The sequence below is a fragment of the Prauserella flavalba genome (assembly GCF_003202235.1).
GTDB classification, from domain to species: Bacteria; Actinomycetota; Actinomycetes; order Mycobacteriales; family Pseudonocardiaceae; genus Prauserella_A; species Prauserella_A flavalba.
The window spans coordinates 272,200-286,634 of record NZ_MASU01000009.1; the positions used below are offsets into that span (position 1 = coordinate 272,200).

14 protein-coding genes are annotated in these 14,435 nt (G+C 71.7%); all 14 read right to left on the reverse strand.

Annotated elements, in window-relative coordinates; genetic code table 11:
* Genes mraY through BA062_RS23405 form a run of 14 tightly spaced genes read right to left on the reverse strand, consistent with a single transcriptional unit; the run spans nucleotide 1 to nucleotide 14,417 of the window.
* Entirely contained in the window at nucleotides 1-1,086 is a 1,086-nt protein-coding gene (mraY, locus tag BA062_RS23340; protein WP_110340157.1) for a phospho-N-acetylmuramoyl-pentapeptide-transferase, read from the reverse strand.
* Nucleotides 1,083-2,543 (reverse strand): UDP-N-acetylmuramoyl-tripeptide--D-alanyl-D-alanine ligase, encoded by a 1,461-nt coding sequence (locus tag BA062_RS23345; protein WP_110340159.1) that lies wholly within the window; start codon nucleotides 2,541-2,543, stop codon nucleotides 1,083-1,085. Before BA062_RS23345 ends, mraY begins: the two co-directional genes overlap by 4 nt.
* Nucleotides 2,540-4,135, reverse strand: coding sequence for a UDP-N-acetylmuramoyl-L-alanyl-D-glutamate--2,6-diaminopimelate ligase (locus BA062_RS23350; RefSeq protein ID WP_110340161.1), 1,596 nt, complete (start codon nucleotides 4,133-4,135; stop codon nucleotides 2,540-2,542). Before BA062_RS23350 ends, BA062_RS23345 begins: the two co-directional genes overlap by 4 nt.
* Entirely contained in the window at nucleotides 4,027-4,536 is a 510-nt protein-coding gene (locus BA062_RS41375) for a hypothetical protein (protein ID WP_391353644.1), read from the reverse strand. The genes BA062_RS23350 and BA062_RS41375 overlap by 109 nt, the downstream gene beginning before the upstream one ends.
* Nucleotides 4,506-5,330 carry a hypothetical protein gene (locus BA062_RS41210; RefSeq protein ID WP_342768942.1) on the reverse strand — a complete coding sequence of 275 codons (825 nt, stop codon included), beginning with the start codon at nucleotides 5,328-5,330 and terminating at the stop codon, nucleotides 4,506-4,508. The genes BA062_RS41375 and BA062_RS41210 overlap by 31 nt, the downstream gene beginning before the upstream one ends.
* Nucleotides 5,327-5,809 (reverse strand): hypothetical protein, encoded by a 483-nt coding sequence (locus BA062_RS23365; protein WP_110340165.1) that lies wholly within the window; start codon nucleotides 5,807-5,809, stop codon nucleotides 5,327-5,329. The genes BA062_RS41210 and BA062_RS23365 overlap by 4 nt, the downstream gene beginning before the upstream one ends.
* A complete protein-coding gene (locus BA062_RS23370) occupies nucleotides 5,806-7,050 on the reverse strand; it encodes an MCE family protein (RefSeq protein ID WP_110340167.1) in 1,245 nt (414 codons plus the stop codon). The genes BA062_RS23365 and BA062_RS23370 overlap by 4 nt, the downstream gene beginning before the upstream one ends.
* A complete protein-coding gene (locus BA062_RS23375) occupies nucleotides 7,050-8,204 on the reverse strand; it encodes an MCE family protein (protein ID WP_110340169.1) in 1,155 nt (384 codons plus the stop codon). Before BA062_RS23375 ends, BA062_RS23370 begins: the two co-directional genes overlap by 1 nt.
* Entirely contained in the window at nucleotides 8,204-9,388 is a 1,185-nt protein-coding gene (locus tag BA062_RS23380) for an MCE family protein (RefSeq protein WP_110340171.1), read from the reverse strand. The genes BA062_RS23375 and BA062_RS23380 overlap by 1 nt, the downstream gene beginning before the upstream one ends.
* Nucleotides 9,388-10,419, reverse strand: coding sequence for an MCE family protein (locus tag BA062_RS23385; protein ID WP_110340173.1), 1,032 nt, complete (start codon nucleotides 10,417-10,419; stop codon nucleotides 9,388-9,390). The genes BA062_RS23380 and BA062_RS23385 overlap by 1 nt, the downstream gene beginning before the upstream one ends.
* Nucleotides 10,416-11,477: an MCE family protein gene (locus BA062_RS23390; RefSeq protein WP_110340175.1), complete on the reverse strand. Its 1,062-nt coding sequence runs from the start codon at nucleotides 11,475-11,477 to the stop codon at nucleotides 10,416-10,418. The genes BA062_RS23385 and BA062_RS23390 overlap by 4 nt, the downstream gene beginning before the upstream one ends.
* Nucleotides 11,474-12,778: an MCE family protein gene (locus tag BA062_RS23395; protein ID WP_110340177.1), complete on the reverse strand. Its 1,305-nt coding sequence runs from the start codon at nucleotides 12,776-12,778 to the stop codon at nucleotides 11,474-11,476. Before BA062_RS23395 ends, BA062_RS23390 begins: the two co-directional genes overlap by 4 nt.
* Complete coding sequence (locus BA062_RS23400) at nucleotides 12,775-13,623, reverse strand: MlaE family ABC transporter permease (protein ID WP_168214069.1); 849 nt, start codon at nucleotides 13,621-13,623, stop codon at nucleotides 12,775-12,777. The genes BA062_RS23395 and BA062_RS23400 overlap by 4 nt, the downstream gene beginning before the upstream one ends.
* Entirely contained in the window at nucleotides 13,623-14,417 is a 795-nt protein-coding gene (locus BA062_RS23405; RefSeq protein ID WP_110340181.1) for an MlaE family ABC transporter permease, read from the reverse strand. The genes BA062_RS23400 and BA062_RS23405 overlap by 1 nt, the downstream gene beginning before the upstream one ends.
* Nucleotides 14,418-14,435: the final 18 nt, after the last annotated feature.

Below are 14,435 nucleotides of genomic sequence, written 5' to 3' on the forward strand. Positions count from 1 at the left end.
CTAGCCTCCTCCGAGCCCGAGCTGCTCGCTGTAGAACAGGCCGAGTCCGAACATGCAGCAGATCGCCGCGAGCAGCCAGAACCGGATGATCACCGTGGTCTCGGCCCAGCCTGCCAGCTCGAAGTGATGATGAAACGGCGCCATCCGGAACAGCCTGCGCCGCGTCGTGCGGAACACCGCGATCTGCAGCACCACCGAGATCATCTCGACCACGAACAGGCCGCCGATCACGATCGCGAGCAGCTCGGTGCGGGTGGTCATCGACAGCCCGGCGACCAGGCCACCGAGCGCGAGCGAACCGGTGTCACCCATGAAGATCTTCGCGGGCGCGGCGTTCCACCACAGGAACCCGACGCACGCACCGGCCCCGGCCGCGGCCACCACCGCGAGGTCGAGCGGGTCGCGCACGTCGTAGCAGGCGGCCTGCGGCGACTCCACGCAGCTGAGCCGCGCCTGCCAGAACGCGATCACGACGTAGGTGGACAGCACCATCGCGGCGGCGCCGCCCGCGAGCCCGTCGAGGCCGTCGGTGAAGTTCACCGCGTTCGACCACGCCGAGATCAGCAGGTAGCAGAAGAGGATGAACACCGGCACCGGGAAGAAGATCAGCGCCAGGTCCCGCACATAGGAGAGGTTCTGCGACGCCGGGGTGAGCCCGTTCTCGTCGGCGAACTGCAGCGCGAGGATGCCGAAGCCGAGCGCGACGACGAGCTGGCCCACCAGCTTCGCCGTCTTGTTCAGCCCGAGGTTGCGCTGCTTGCGGATCTTGATGAAGTCGTCGAGGAAGCCGACGATCCCGAGCCCCACCGACAATCCGAGCACCAGCAGTCCCGACGCCGTCGGCCCGTCGTTGCTGGAGCTGCGCAGCCAGTCCGCGAGGTGGGCGACGAAGTACGCGACCACCATCGCGACGATGATCGCCACGCCGCCCATCGTCGGCGTGCCGCGCTTGGACTTGTGCCCCTCCGGGCCCTCCTCGCGGATCTCCTGGCCGAAGCCCTGCTTGGAGAAGAACCGGATCAGGTACGGCGTGAGCAGGATGGAGACCAGCAGCCCCACCGAGGCTGCGATCATGATGCTGATCACGCGTTATCGCCTTCCAGTAGCGAATCGGCCACGCGCCACAGCTCGGCGACCTTCGAGGCCTTCACCAGAACGACGTCGTCGGGACGCAGCTCGCCGCGCAGCAGCGCGACGGCGGCGTCGGTGTCGGGCACCAGGACCGACTCCTCTCCCCAAGAACCCTCGTGGCTCGCGCCGTGATGCATGGCCGCGGCCTCCTGGCCGACCACGACGAGCCTGCTGATGTTGAGCCGGACGGCGAGCCTGCCGATCTCGTCGTGCGCGGACACGGTATCCGCCCCGAGCTCGCCCATCACACCGAGTACCGCCCACGAGCGGCGCTGCTTCGCCATCGACGCCAGCGTCTTGAGCGCGGCCCGCATCGACTCCGGGTTGGCGTTGTAGGAGTCGTTGAGGACGGTCACGCCGTCCGCGCGGGTCGTGACCTCCATGCGGCGCGCGGAGCGGCGCTGCGCGGCGGACAGCCGCCGCGCGACGTCGGCGATCGGCGAACCCAGCTCCAGCGCCACGGCGGCGGCCGACAGCGCGTTGCCGACGTGGTGCTCCCCGAACAGGCCGAGCGTCACGTCGGCCTCGCCCTGCGGGCTGACCAGCCGGAACGACGCGCGGGCCTGCTCGTCGAGGCGCACGTCCTCGGCGCGCACGGTGGCGTCCGGGTGCTCGCCGACCCCGACGATCCTGGCCTTCGTGCGCGCCGCCATCGCGGCGACGAGCGGGTCGTCGAGGTTGAGCACCGCGACGCCGTCGGCGGGAAGCGCCTCGACGAGCTCGCCCTTGGTCTTGGCGATGCCCTCGCGGGAGCCGAACTCACCGACGTGCGCGCTGCCGACGTTGAGCACCACGCCGATGCGCGGGGGCGCGACGGCCGCCAGCTCGGCGATGTGACCGGGCCCGCGCGCGGAGAGCTCCAGCACCAGGTGGCGGGTGCTCTCGTCGGCGCGCAGCGCCGTCCACGGGTGGCCGAGCTCGTTGTTGAACGAACCCGGCGGGGCGATGGTCGGCCCGAGCGGCTCCAGCAGCTGCGCGATCAGGTCCTTGGTGGACGTCTTGCCCGACGAGCCCGTGACGCCGACGACCGTGAGCCCGCCCTCGGCGAGCCGGGTGACCACGTGCCGGGCGAGCTTGCCCAGCGCGGCGAGCACGGCGGCGCCGGAGCCGTCGGTGTCGCCCGCCAGCGCGACCGAGCGCTCGTGGGCCGCGCCCGGCGGCAGCGGCGGCACGATCACGGCGGGCGCGTCGACCTCGCGGGCGGCCAGCACCCCGGCGGCGCCCACCTCGATCGCGCGCGCGGCGAACGTGTGCCCGTCCACCCGCTCGCCGGGCAGCGCGACGAACAGCCCGCCCTCGGTGAGCTGCCGGGAGTCGAACTCGACCGACCCGGTGACGCGCTCGCCGCCGTCGGTGTTGTGCAGCCTGCCGCCGACGACGTCGGCGATCTCGGCCAGGCTCAGCGCGATCACACGGTCACCTCGAGTTTGTCGCGGATGGCTGCCTCCAGCTCGTCGCGGTCGGAGAAGGGGTGGACCACACCGGCGACCTCCTGGCCGGTCTCGTGGCCCTTGCCCGCCACGAGCACCACGTCGCCGGGGCGGGCGCGCTCGACGGCGGTGACGATGGCCTCGCGACGGTCGCCGATCTCCAGCACCTCACCGCCTCGGGCGGGGCTGACGGCGCGCGCGCCGTGCAGCATCGCGGCCCTGATGGCGGCGGGATCCTCGCTGCGGGGGTTGTCGTCGGTGACGATCACCAGGTCGCTGCCCCTGACCGCGGCCTCGCCCATCATCGGGCGCTTGGCGGTGTCGCGGTCGCCGCCGCAGCCGAGGACGGTGATGATGCGGCCCTCGGTGCGGGCGCGCAGCGCCTGCAGCGCCTGGGTGACGGCGGCGGGCTTGTGGGCGTAGTCGACGACGGCCGTGAACTCCTGGCCGAGGTAGACGCGCTCCATGCGGCCGGGCACCTCGACGCTCGCGAGTCCCTCGACGATGTGCTCCAGCGGCACGCCCGTGGTGTCGAGGATCGCGGCGGCCAGCGCGGCGTTGGCGACGTTGAACTCGCCCGGCAGCGGCAGCGTCGCGGTCGCGGTGCGGCCGTCGGGGTGGTGCAGCACGAAGGACTGCTCGCCCGTGCCCGTGATCGCGATGTCGGAGGCACGCCACACGGCCTTGGTGCCGGGCTCGGTCGACACGGTCACGGTCTGCGGGGTCACCAGCTGCTGGCCCCACGCGCTGTCGACCACCACGGCCTCGTGCGTGGACCGGCCGTCGAACAGCAGCGACTTGGCGGCGAAGTACTCCTCCATGTCGCGGTGGAAGTCCAGGTGGTCCTGGGAGAGGTTCGTGAAGGCGCCGACGGCGAAGCGGGTGCCGTTGACGCGGCCCAGCGCGAGGGCGTGGCTGGAGACCTCCATCGGCACGTGCGTGACGCCCTGCTCGGCCATCACCGCGAACAGCGCCTGCAGGTCGGGGGCCTCGGGGGTGGTGAAGGCGCTGGCGAGGCGCTCGCCCGCGATACGTGTCTCGACCGTGCCGATGAGGCCGGTGATCCGGCCCGCCGCGCGCAGACCCGACTCGACGAGGTAGGCGGTGGTGGTCTTGCCGGAGGTGCCGGTGATGCCCAGCACGGCGAGTTGCAGCGACGGCTCGCCGTAGATCCACGCGGCGATCTCGCCGAGGACCGCGCGCGGATCGCTGTGGACGAGCACGGGGAGGTCGGTGTCGCGCAGCGCGGGGCGCTCCGCGCCCGCCTCGTCGGTGAGGATCGCGGCGGCGCCCGCGGAGATCGCGTCGGCGGCGAAGTCGGCGCCGTGCGCGCGGGCGCCGGGCAGCGCGGCGAAGAGGTCACCGGGGATCACGTGCTGCGCACGCAGCGTCGCACCGGTCAGCGCGATCTCGGCGGCGGCCGGGTCGGCGATCAGGCGGGCATCGGCGCGCGCGACCAACGTCGTCAGCGGCACCGGTTCGATGCGGTGCGGACGCGGCGGCGCGACGACGGCCTTGGCCGGGCTGTCCGGAACCCGCCCTGCCTGGGCGGACTCGTCCTTGTTGACAGACACGCGGGAAGGTTACCGGCGCGGCACTCGGCTCCTGGAAGCGGTGCAGCCCCTCGCGCGAGTCCCCCGCTCCTGCCCGCGAGCCCCCCACTCGGAGCAGCGAGTTCCCCGCTCCAGCGCGCGAGTCGTGCACTCCCGTTCGCGAGTCGTGCGTTCCCGCTCGCGAGTCGTGCACTCCCGTTCACGAGTCGTGCACTGGAGACGGCGAGTTGTGCGTTCACGGTGGCCCGCGGATTTCGCGGCGGCTCCGAACGCACAACTCGCGCGCCCGAACGCACGACTCGCGGTCCCGAACGCACGACTCGCGGTCCCGAACGCACAACTCGCGGTCCCGAACGCACGACTCGCGCGCTGGAGCGGGCGACTCGCGGGGTCAGAGGCCCGCCAGGGCCGCGATCCTCCACTCGCCGCCGACGCGCTTGGCGACCACGGCCAGCGCGGCGCTCGTGGTCTCCTGGCGGCCGGCGTCACCCGGATGGAGGGTCTGCTGGTCGACGAGGGCCAGCACGCGCGCCTCGTCGCCGGTCAGCTCCTGCACGCCGATCGAGCGCACCGTGGTGGTGCGCACCAGGCGCTGTTCGCGCGCCTGCGCCGACGCCGCCGCGAAGCTCGCCTCGTACTGGCCCACCGCCCGCTCCACCAGCACGCGGCCGGCCGCGCGCTCGGTGCGCTCGAGGTTGTTGTAGTCGTAGGAGAAAATCGCCTTGAGTCCCGTGCTCACCTGGTCGGCGACCTCGCGCGTCGCGGCGTCGTCCGCCAGCGCGACGTTGCCGCCCGGGTCCCGCAGCCGCTGCGCCTCCAGCGCCGACCACACCGCCACGCCCACCGCCAGCACCAGCACCGCGGCCAGCACCGCCATGATCGTCGCCCGCCTGGCCGGCATCCCCGCGACCCGCCCGGCCGCGGCGGCACCGGCAGTCGGCTCGCGGTCCCGCTCCGGCTCCGCGGCGTGCTCGGCCGCCGGATCCAGGTCCCGCTCCCGCTCCGGTTCGGGGTTCCGCTCCGAGGCCGGGTCTCGCTCCGCTTCGGGTTCCCGCTCGGCCGCCTCCGGCTCCCGCGCCCGTGCGGCATCGCTCGCCGACGCCGCGAGGCCCTCCCGGTCCGCAGGACGGGAGCCCGCGGCGCCCCGCGCGAACGGCGACGGCACCCGCCGCCGCACCATCTCCTCCGCTCCGGCCTCGGTACCCGGCTCGCTCATCGGCCCGCCGCCTGCACGTCGCTGACCTTCCAGCCCTGTTCCGTCCGCTCGGCGCGCACGGTCAGCCTGCTGCGCTGCGGCGCCGCGGGCTGCCCCTGCGTGCCCAGCCGCACCTCCAGCACCGCGACGAGCCGGGCGCTGCCCGCCTGGAGGTCCAGCTCGGTCACCGCCGCCTGCAGCAGGGTCGCCGACGCGACCGTCCGCGTCCCCGCCGCGCGGTCGAGCTGCAGCTGCCGGTCCCGCTCGAGGTCGTCGCCGAGCTTGCCCGTGGTGACGTCGAGCCAGCGGCCCACGTCGCGCTCGGCGGTGCGGTGGTCGATCGTGTGCAGCGTGACCAGCCCGTCGGAGACGGCCGCGAGCACGGCGTCACGCTCCCGCGACACCTCCAGCGCGTCGTCGTTCGCCGCGCTCACCCACGACCAGCCGAACCACGCGGCCGCGGCCACGGCGAGCGCCGTCAGCACCGCGAGCACCCTCATCGGGGCAACCCCAGCAGCGAGCCGACACCACCGGACCCGGACCCGCCGAGCAACCCGAGCAGACCGGGCAGCGCGTCGTCGCGCGGCTGCCCGTCCGTGGGCTGCGTGGAGCTCTGTTCGGGCACGTCCACCGGCACGCCCGCGTACGGCGCGTTCTGCGCGCCGCGCACACTGCTCGGGCTGCCGGGCGGCTCCGCGCAGTACGCCTCGGTGTTGGCGGGCAGTTCCCGGGTGTCCTCGGCGCGCCGCTGCTGCGTGCCCTCGTAGCCGCGCGTACACGAATAGGGGTCGAACAGGTTCAGCACGAATCCGAGGTGGCCTTCGCCGCCCGAGGTCACCGAGCGCGTGAACGCCGAGATCACCGGGTAGGCGACGAGCAGCTGCTCGATCGCGTCGACACGGGCCGTGGTGATCGTGGACGTCGTGAGCAGATTGGCGATCACGACGCCGAGGTCGGTGCCGGACACGGCGAGCACGTCGCTGACCTCTCGGCTGAGCTTGGGCGCCTCGTCGATCACCTTCCGCAGGTCCGGGTCGGCGCCCTTGAGCTGCCCCGCGATGGTGCGCAGCCCCTCGGCGATGGCCATGATGTCGCCGCTCTGCCGCCGCTGCGTGTCGAGCACGACGCGGCCGTCGGCGAGCAGTGCCCGTGTCTGGGGCAGGTTCTCGGTGGCCGTGGCGGTGAACGAGCCCGCCGCGTCGAGCAGCTGCTGCAGCTCGGGGCCCGCGCCCGCGAACGCGTCGTAGGTCTCGTCGACGACCGTGCGCAGGGAGCCGGGATCGACGCTGGCCACCAGCTTGTCGAGGTTGGCCAGCACGGTGTCGGGCGCGAGCGGGATGGACGTGCGTTCCTGCGTGATCACCGAGCCGTCCTCGAGGTAGGGGCCGTTCTGGTGACGCGGGACGAGGTCGACGTACTGCTCGCCGACCGCCGACCGGTTCGACACCCTCGCCTCGGTGTCGGCCGGGATCGGCTCCGCCCCGGACTCGACGTCGAGGGTCAGCTCGACGCCGTGCTCGGTGAGGTTCATCGCCACGACCCTGCCGACCGCTACACCCCGGTAGGTCACCTCCGCGTTCACGAAGATGCCACCGGAGTCGACCAGCCGCACGGTCACCGCGTAACCGCGCGTGCCGAAGAGCCGGTCCAGCCCCGCGTAGCTGATGCCCGCGTAGAGCACGGACACCACGGCGATGACCACGAACGCGAGGAGCTTGATCCGGTGCCGTCCGGTGAGCATCAGCCACCACCTCCCAGCAGCCCGCCGAGCAACCCGCCCAGCACGCCGCCCTCCCGTGACTCGGTGGCGGGCGGGTTCGTCTCCGGCAGCGGCAGCGCGGGCGGCGCGGGGCCGCCGAGGTCGAGGGACGGCGGCTGGATCGGCGGCTGGGAGGAGTTGGTGAAGTTCTGCAGTAGCAGGTCGAGGTTGAGGTCGACGCGCGCGGTCACGTTCGCGTAGTCGCCCCTGATCACCGCGCCCGCCGCGTCCGGGAACGGGTAGGTGGGCAGGATCTTCAGCGCGGTCGGCAGGTCGGTGCCCGCCTCGGCGAGCTTCTCCAGCGTCGGCGCGAGCGCGTGCAGGTTGGCGACCAGTTCCTCGCGGCTGGCGTTGATGGTGTCGGTGGCGACGCCGGAGAGCGTGTCGAGCGACCGCAGCATCCCGACGAGCTGGTCGCGCTGCGCGGTCACCACCCGCAGCCCCGGTTCGAGGTGGTCGAGGGCGGTGGTGAGATTGCCGGTCTGCGCGACGAGGGTGCTGGAGAGCCGGTTGAGCCCGTCGATCGCGCGGATGATCTCCCCCTTCTGCCCGTCCAGCTCGGTCGCGAGCTCGTCGACGCGCGAGAGCAACGCCCGCACCTCGGCCTCGTTGCCGGACAACGCCGCGTTGAGCTCCTCGGTGATCGTGGACAGCTGCTCGATGCCGCCGCCGTTCAGCAGCAGCGACAGCGCCCCGAGCACCTCCTCGACCTCGGGGTTGCGGTTGGTGCGCCCCAGCGGGATGCGCGCGCCGTCGGCGAGCGTGCCGGTGGCCCGTTCGCTCGAGGGCGGGCCCAGCTCGACGAACTTCTCCCCCAGCAGGCTCGACTGGCGCAGCCGGGCGTCGGCGTTGGCGGGCAGCACCACGTCGCCGTTGACGGCGAGGGTGACGATCGCCGACTTGGTGTCCTTCGCCAGCTCCACCTTCTCCACGCGGCCCACGGCCACGTCGTTGACCTTCACGGCGGCCTGCGGCACCAGGTCGAGCACGTCGGCGAACTGCGCCGTGACGCGGTACGGGTGGTCGCCGAGGTCGGCGCCGCCGGGCAGGGGCGTGTTGTAGAGCCCGCCGAAGCCGCCGTCACCGCAGCCGGCGAGCAGCACGCAGGCGGCGAGGGCGGGGAGCAGTCGTCTCATCAGCCCGTCTCCAGCGGTGTCGTCAGCAGGTCGACCACCGGCAGCGGCAGGGGCGGCAGCTTGCCGTTCTGCAGCGCGTTGAGCGTCTCCGGCAGCGAGGGCAGCCGCAGGGTCTCGTCGAAGAACGGCGCGAGGCCGCGGCACAGGTCGCCGAGCGTGTCGGGCAGCTGAGCCGGGGAGCCCGCGCTGACGAGCCTGCACAGGGTCTCCATCAGCGGGTGCGCGAGCTCGTTGGCGTTGTAGCGCACCTGGATGCTGCCGGACGCCGCGTCGTAGGTGTTGATGAAGTTGGTCATGCCGGTCGGGCCCACGTCGAGCACCTCGGCGAGCGCGGCCCGCTGGTCCACGAGCACGCCGGTGATCCCCGCGAGCTTGTCCACATTGGAGGAGAGAAGGTCCCTGTTGTCCTCGACGAACCGCCGCACCTCGGTGAGCGATCCGCCCAATGCGGACAGTGCGGCCGCCACGTCGCCGGAGTCCTCGGCGAGGAAACCGGTCACCTGCGCGAGCCGATCGTAGAACTCGGTGAGCTGCGCGTCGCTCTGCGCGAGGGTCGAGGTGAACGTCTGCAGGTTCCGCACGGTGGCGAAGAGGTCACCCTTGGAACTGTCCAATGTGGTCGCCAGCTCGGCGAGCCGGGTGATGGTGGTGTTGAGGTTCTTGCCGTTGCCGTCCAGATTGGCCGCGGCGGTGTCGAGCACGTCGGACAGTGCGCCGCCCGAGTTGGCGCCGTCGGGGCCGAGGCTCGTGGACAGCTCGTTGAGGCTGTCGTAGAGATCGTCGAGCTCCACCGGGGTCGCGGTGCGCTCGCGCGGGATCACGGCCCCGGCCGCCAGCGCGGGCCCGGTGTCGTAGGCGGGGGTCAGCTGCACGTACCGGTCGCTCACGAGGCTCGGCGCGACCACGACGGCGCCCGCCCCCTCGGGGACCGGGACGTCCACCTCCATGTCCACGCGCACCGCGCCGCCCTCGGGCTTGACCTCCGTGATCTGCCCGACGGGGACACCCAGCACGCGCACCGACGAGCCCGCGTAGAGCCCGACGGTGCGGTCGAAGTAGGCGGTGATCCTCGTGCCGCCCTCGCGCGTGAGCCACCACAGCGCGGAGGCGAGCACGAGCACGGCCACGCACGCCATCGCGAGCCAACTGTAGAGGCTGCGCCGGGCTCTCGTGTCGACGGTCATCAGTTGCCTCCGACACCCTGGTTCGGCGCCGCGACCGGCGGCTCGCAGCCCCCTCGGTTGAGCTGCGCGCCGTTCACGGTGATCGTGGGCGGCAGCAGGCCGCAGATGTAGCCCTCGAACCAGCGGCCGTTGCCCGTGGCGTTGGCGCCGATGCGGGTGAACGGCGCGAGCAGCTCCAGGCTGCGGTTGAGGTTGTCCTGGTTGCGCTGCAACAGGTCCGTGACCACACCGAGCTGCCGCAGCGCGGGCGTGAGCTGCTCGCGGTTGTCGGCGACGAGCCCGGTGAGCTGCTCGGAGAGCTGCTGCGCGCCCGTGAGCAGCCGGTCGATGGCGTCCTCGCGGTGCTGCAGCTCGGTCAGCAGCAGGTTGCCGTCGTCGATCACACGCCGCAGCTGCGTGTTGCGGTCGGCGAGCACCTTCGACACACCGCTGGTGCTGGACAACAGGCGGGCCAGCTCGTCGTCGCGGGAGGACACCGTCTGCGCGAGCGCGGACATGCCGCTGAGCGCGTCCTTCAGGTGCTGCGGGGTGTTCTCCAGCGAGTCGGCGATCACCTCGAAGCTGTGGGCGAGCTGCCCGGTGTCGATGTCGCCGACGGTCCGGTCGAGATCGGAGAAGACGTCCTGGATCTGGTACGGCGCCCTGGTGCGCTCCAGCGGGATCGGCTCGTTCGGGTCGAGCACGCCCTCGCCCATCGGCCGCAGGGAGAGGAACTTCTCGCCCAGCAGGGTCTTCACCTCGATCGAGGCCTCGGTCTGCCTGCCGAGCCGGACGTTCTCGACGGCGAAGGTCACGTGCACCTTCCTGCCCTCCAGCGTCACCTCGTCCACCTCGCCGACCTTGACGCCCGCGACCTGCACCTCGTTGCCGGAGGACAGGTCGGCGGACTCGGCGAAGTAGGCGGAGTAGGTGGTGCTGTTGCTGAACAGCGGCAGCTGGTCGGCGTTGTAGGCGACCAGCCCGGCGAGCGCGATGAGCACGAGCGTCACGGCGCCCACCGCGGCCTGGTTGCGTTCCTTGAGTGGCTTCATGGTCCTGTCGGTGCTCCCGTCGGCTTGCACCGCTCCGGTTGTTCGGTGGCCGGCAACGGCAGGAAGGGCAGCGTGATGTTGAGCGAGGAGACGCCGATGGTGCCGGTGAGCCCGCAGAGGTAGTAGTTGAACCAGCTGCCGTAGCTCAGCGTGCGCGTGAACTTCTCCAGGTTGCCCGGCATCACCTGCAGCAGGTGTTCGAGCAGTTCCTCCGAGCCGGCGAGATTGCCGGACAGCGCGCCGAGCGCGGCGATGTCGCGTCGCAGCGGGGGCCGCGCCTCGGTCAGCAGCCCCGACGTGACGGTGGTCAGGTCGCCGAGCGCCGACACCGCCTCGCCGATCGGCTGCCGCTGCTCGGAAAGCCCCGTGACGAGCTGCTGCGTGGCGTCGATGAGCCCGCCGAGCTGGGGGCCGCGCTGGTTGACGGTGCCGAGCACGGTGTTGAGGTTGCCGATGACCTGACCGATCACCTCGTCCCTGCTCGCGATGGTGGACGTGAGCGACGCGGTGTGCGACAGCAGGCTCTCGATCGTGCCGCCCTCCCCTTGCAGCACCTGGATGATCTCGTAGGAGAGCTGGTTGACCTGCTCGGGATCGAGCGCGTCGAACAGCGGCTTGAACCCGTTGAACAGCACGGTGAGGTCGAGCGCGGGCTGCGTGCGCTCGACGGGGATCCGCGCCCCCGGCTCCAGCACGCCCTCGCCCGCGACGTCGGTGCCGAGCGACAGGTAACGCTGCCCGACGAGGTTGCGGTACTTGATCGTCGCGGTCACCCCGGACGGCAGCTCCCGCACCGACTCGACGTCGAAGTGCACCTCCGCGAGGTTCACTCCGCCCTCCTCGGACACCGTGATCTCGGAGACCTGCCCGACCTTGACGCCGACGATGCGCACGTCGTCGCCGCGCTGCAGCCCGGAGGCGTTGGTGAACAGCGCCGTGTAGCCGGACGTGGGGCCGAAGTTGGTGTTGGCGATGGTCGCGCCGAGGATCCCGGTGAGCAGAACGGTGACGGCCGCGAACACGAGGATCTTCAGCAGCGAGGGAACGAAACTCCTCACTCGAGCACCACCTCCGCACCGCGATAGAGCGGCCCGACGAGCAGGCTCCCCCAGCCCGGCGCGTCCTCGGGCGCGATGCCCGTGGACGGTGCGAGCAGCTCGGCAAGCAGCTGGTGCTCGGCGTGGGAGTTCGCCACCTGCGGCACCCCCGCCGTCGTCCCGCCGCCGTAGCCGGCCCGCTTGGGTGGCGGCGGATGCGTGGAGCCGTCCTGGATCGGGCCGTCGGGCGGGTACTGCGGCCACGCGCCCGGCGGCTCCACCTGCGGGTAGCAGCGGGGACCGCGTTTGTCGTCGTAGCGCGGCTCGTCCTGCCCCGGCAGGTACTTGCCGCGGCTAGCCGTGATCCGGATCGTCACGTGGTTCATCTCGTCGGTGCCCTTGCCGAACGCCTCCTCCGCGCGGGGCACGGCCTCGGCGAGCTGGCGCAGCAGGCACGGGTACTCGGGCGCGTACCTGGCGAGCACGTCGAGCGTCGGCTGCACGGTGCTGGTGAGCGCGATCAGGTTGTCCTGGTTGACCTCCAGGAAGCGGCCGAGGTCCACCGACGCGGTACCGACGCTCGCGTACAGCTCGCCCAGCGCCTGCTGCTTCTCCACGATCGTGCGCGTGGTGGTGGTGAGGTCGGACAGTGCCTGCAGGAAGTCCGGCGCCGCACGGTCGTAGGTGTCCGCGACGTCGGCGAGACCCGTGATGTCGGCCTTGAGGTCCGGCAGCGACGGGTTCAGCTGGCCGAGGTAGTCCGACAGCCGCACGAGCGTCTCGCCGAACTGTTCGCCGCGGCCCTCTAGTGCCGTCGACACGGCGTTGAGCGTGGACGAGAGCTTCTGCGGCTGCACGGCCTGCAGGAGCGGCAGCACGTTGTTCAGCACCTGCTCCAGCTCGATCGCCGAGCTGGAGCGGTCCTGCCCGATCACGGCGCCGGCCGCGATCGGCCCGGCCGCCCGTTCCGGCAACTGCAGCGCCACGTACCGCTCACCGAAGAGCGTCTTGGGCAGCAGCCGCGCGGAGACGTTCGCGGGGATCACGCCCACCTTGTCCGGCTGCAGCGCCAGTTCCAGCGCCGCGCCGTCGCCGGTGGTCTCGATGGCACGGACCTCGCCGACGAGCATCCCGCGCACCTTCACGTCGGCACCCACGCGCATCTGGTTGCCGACGTGGCCGGTCTCCAGCCGCACGCCCACGTAGTCGGTGAACGCCTTGTTGTAGATCGCCACGCACAGCGCGAGCAGCAACGCCGCCACGATCAGGAACACCAGGCCGAGTACCTGGTGCCAGAGCCTGCGCAGCAGCGTCGCCCTCACCCGGAGATCCTCACCGTCGTCGACGAGCCCCAGATCGCGAGGCTCAGGAAGAAGTCGATCACCACGATCAGCACGATCGACGTCCGCACGGCTCTGCCCACCGCGACGCCGACGCCGGCCGGTCCCCCGCTCGCCGTGTAGCCGTAGTAGCAGTGGGACAGGATCACGAGCGCGCTGAACACGATCACCTTGAGGAACGACCAGAGCACGTCCTCAGGTGGCAGGAACAGGTTGAAGTAGTGGTCGTAGGTGCCGGCCGACTGCCCGTAGAACCACACGGTGATCTGCCGCGACGCCAGGTACGACGACAGCAGCCCGACGGCGTAGAGCGGGATCACGGCGGTGATCCCGGCGAGCACGCGCGTGGTGACGAGGTAGGGCATGCTCGGCACGCCCATCACCTCCAGCGCGTCGATCTCCTCCGAGATGCGCATGGCGCCCAGCTGGGCGGTGAACCCGCAGCCCACGGTCGCCGACAGCGCGAGCCCCGCCGCGAGCGGCGCGACCTCACGGGTGTTGAAGTACGCGGAGATGAAGCCGGTCAGCGCGGCGGTGCCGAGCTGGTCAAGCGCGGAATAGCCCTGCAGGCCGACGATGAGGCCGGTGAACAGGGTCATGCCGATCATCACGCCGAGGGTCCCGCCGATCACGGCGAGCGCGCCCGTGCCGAAGCTGACCTCGGTGAGCAGGCGCAGCATCTCGCGGCGATAGCGGCGCACGGTACGCGGAGCCCACGCGAGCGCCCTGGCGTAGAAGGAGAGCTGCCTGCCGAAGCCCTCGAGGCTCGCGCCGGGCCGCGCGATGATCTCCAGGGTCCGGTCGGACACCGTCGGCTGCCCGCTCATCACAGGGCCTTCGGCGGGACGATCTGGAGGTAGATCGCGGTCAGCGCGACGTTGATGAGGAACAGCAGCAGGAAGGTGATGACCACCGCCTGGTTCACCGCGTCACCCACCCCCTTCGGCCCTCCCTCCGGGTTGAGCCCTCGGAACGCGGCCACCACCCCGGCGACGAAGCCGTACAGGAACGCCTTGATCTCACTGATGACGAGGTCCGGCAGCTGCGCGAGCGCGTTGAAGCTCGCGAGGTACGCGCCGGGGGTGCCGCCCTGCATGACGACGTTGAAGAAGTAGCCGCCCAGCACGCCGACCACGCTGACGAGGCCGTTGAGCAGCACCGACACGACGATCGCCGCGAGCACCCTCGGCACGATCAGCCGCTGGATGGGATTGACGCCGAGCACCTCCATGGCGTCGATCTCCTCGCGGATCTTGCGCGCCCCGATGTCAGCACAGACGGCGCTTCCTCCGGCACCGGCCACGAGCAGCGCCGTGATCAGCGGGCTCGCCTGCTGCACGATCGCGAGCGCGCTCGCCGCCCCGGTGAACGACTGCGCGCCGATCTGCTGGGTCAGCGAGCCGAGTTGCAGTGCGATCACCGCGCCGAACGGGATCGCGACCAGTGCGGTGGGCAGGATCGTCACGCTGGCGAAGAACCAGCACTGCTGGATCCACTCCCTGGTCTGGAACGGCCTGCGCGGGATCGCGCGCAACACCTCCCAGGCCAATGTCGCGAGCCTGCCCACCTGCGCCAGCGCGGCGGTGCCGGGGATCGTCATCGACCCCTGCTGGGCTCCCATCAGACCTCCGGCCGCTCT

What these genes read in the sequence shown, in the direction of transcription:
- BA062_RS41210 (WP_342768942.1), bottom strand. Translation starts at nt 5,330, where the DNA reads ATGAGCGAGCCGGGTACCGAGGCCGGAGCGGAGGAGATGGTGCGGCGG.
- BA062_RS23380 (WP_110340171.1), bottom strand. Translation starts at nt 9,388, where the DNA reads ATGACCGTCGACACGAGAGCCCGGCGCAGCCTCTACAGTTGGCTCGCG.
- BA062_RS23365 (WP_110340165.1), bottom strand. Translation starts at nt 5,809, where the DNA reads ATGAGGGTGCTCGCGGTGCTGACGGCGCTCGCCGTGGCCGCGGCCGCG.
- BA062_RS23385 (WP_110340173.1), bottom strand. Translation starts at nt 10,419, where the DNA reads ATGAAGCCACTCAAGGAACGCAACCAGGCCGCGGTGGGCGCCGTGACG.
- BA062_RS23375 (WP_110340169.1), bottom strand. Translation starts at nt 8,204, where the DNA reads ATGAGACGACTGCTCCCCGCCCTCGCCGCCTGCGTGCTGCTCGCCGGC.
- BA062_RS23405 (WP_110340181.1), bottom strand. Translation starts at nt 14,417, where the DNA reads ATGGGAGCCCAGCAGGGGTCGATGACGATCCCCGGCACCGCCGCGCTG.
- BA062_RS23400 (WP_168214069.1), bottom strand. Translation starts at nt 13,623, where the DNA reads ATGAGCGGGCAGCCGACGGTGTCCGACCGGACCCTGGAGATCATCGCG.
- BA062_RS23370 (WP_110340167.1), bottom strand. Translation starts at nt 7,050, where the DNA reads ATGCTCACCGGACGGCACCGGATCAAGCTCCTCGCGTTCGTGGTCATC.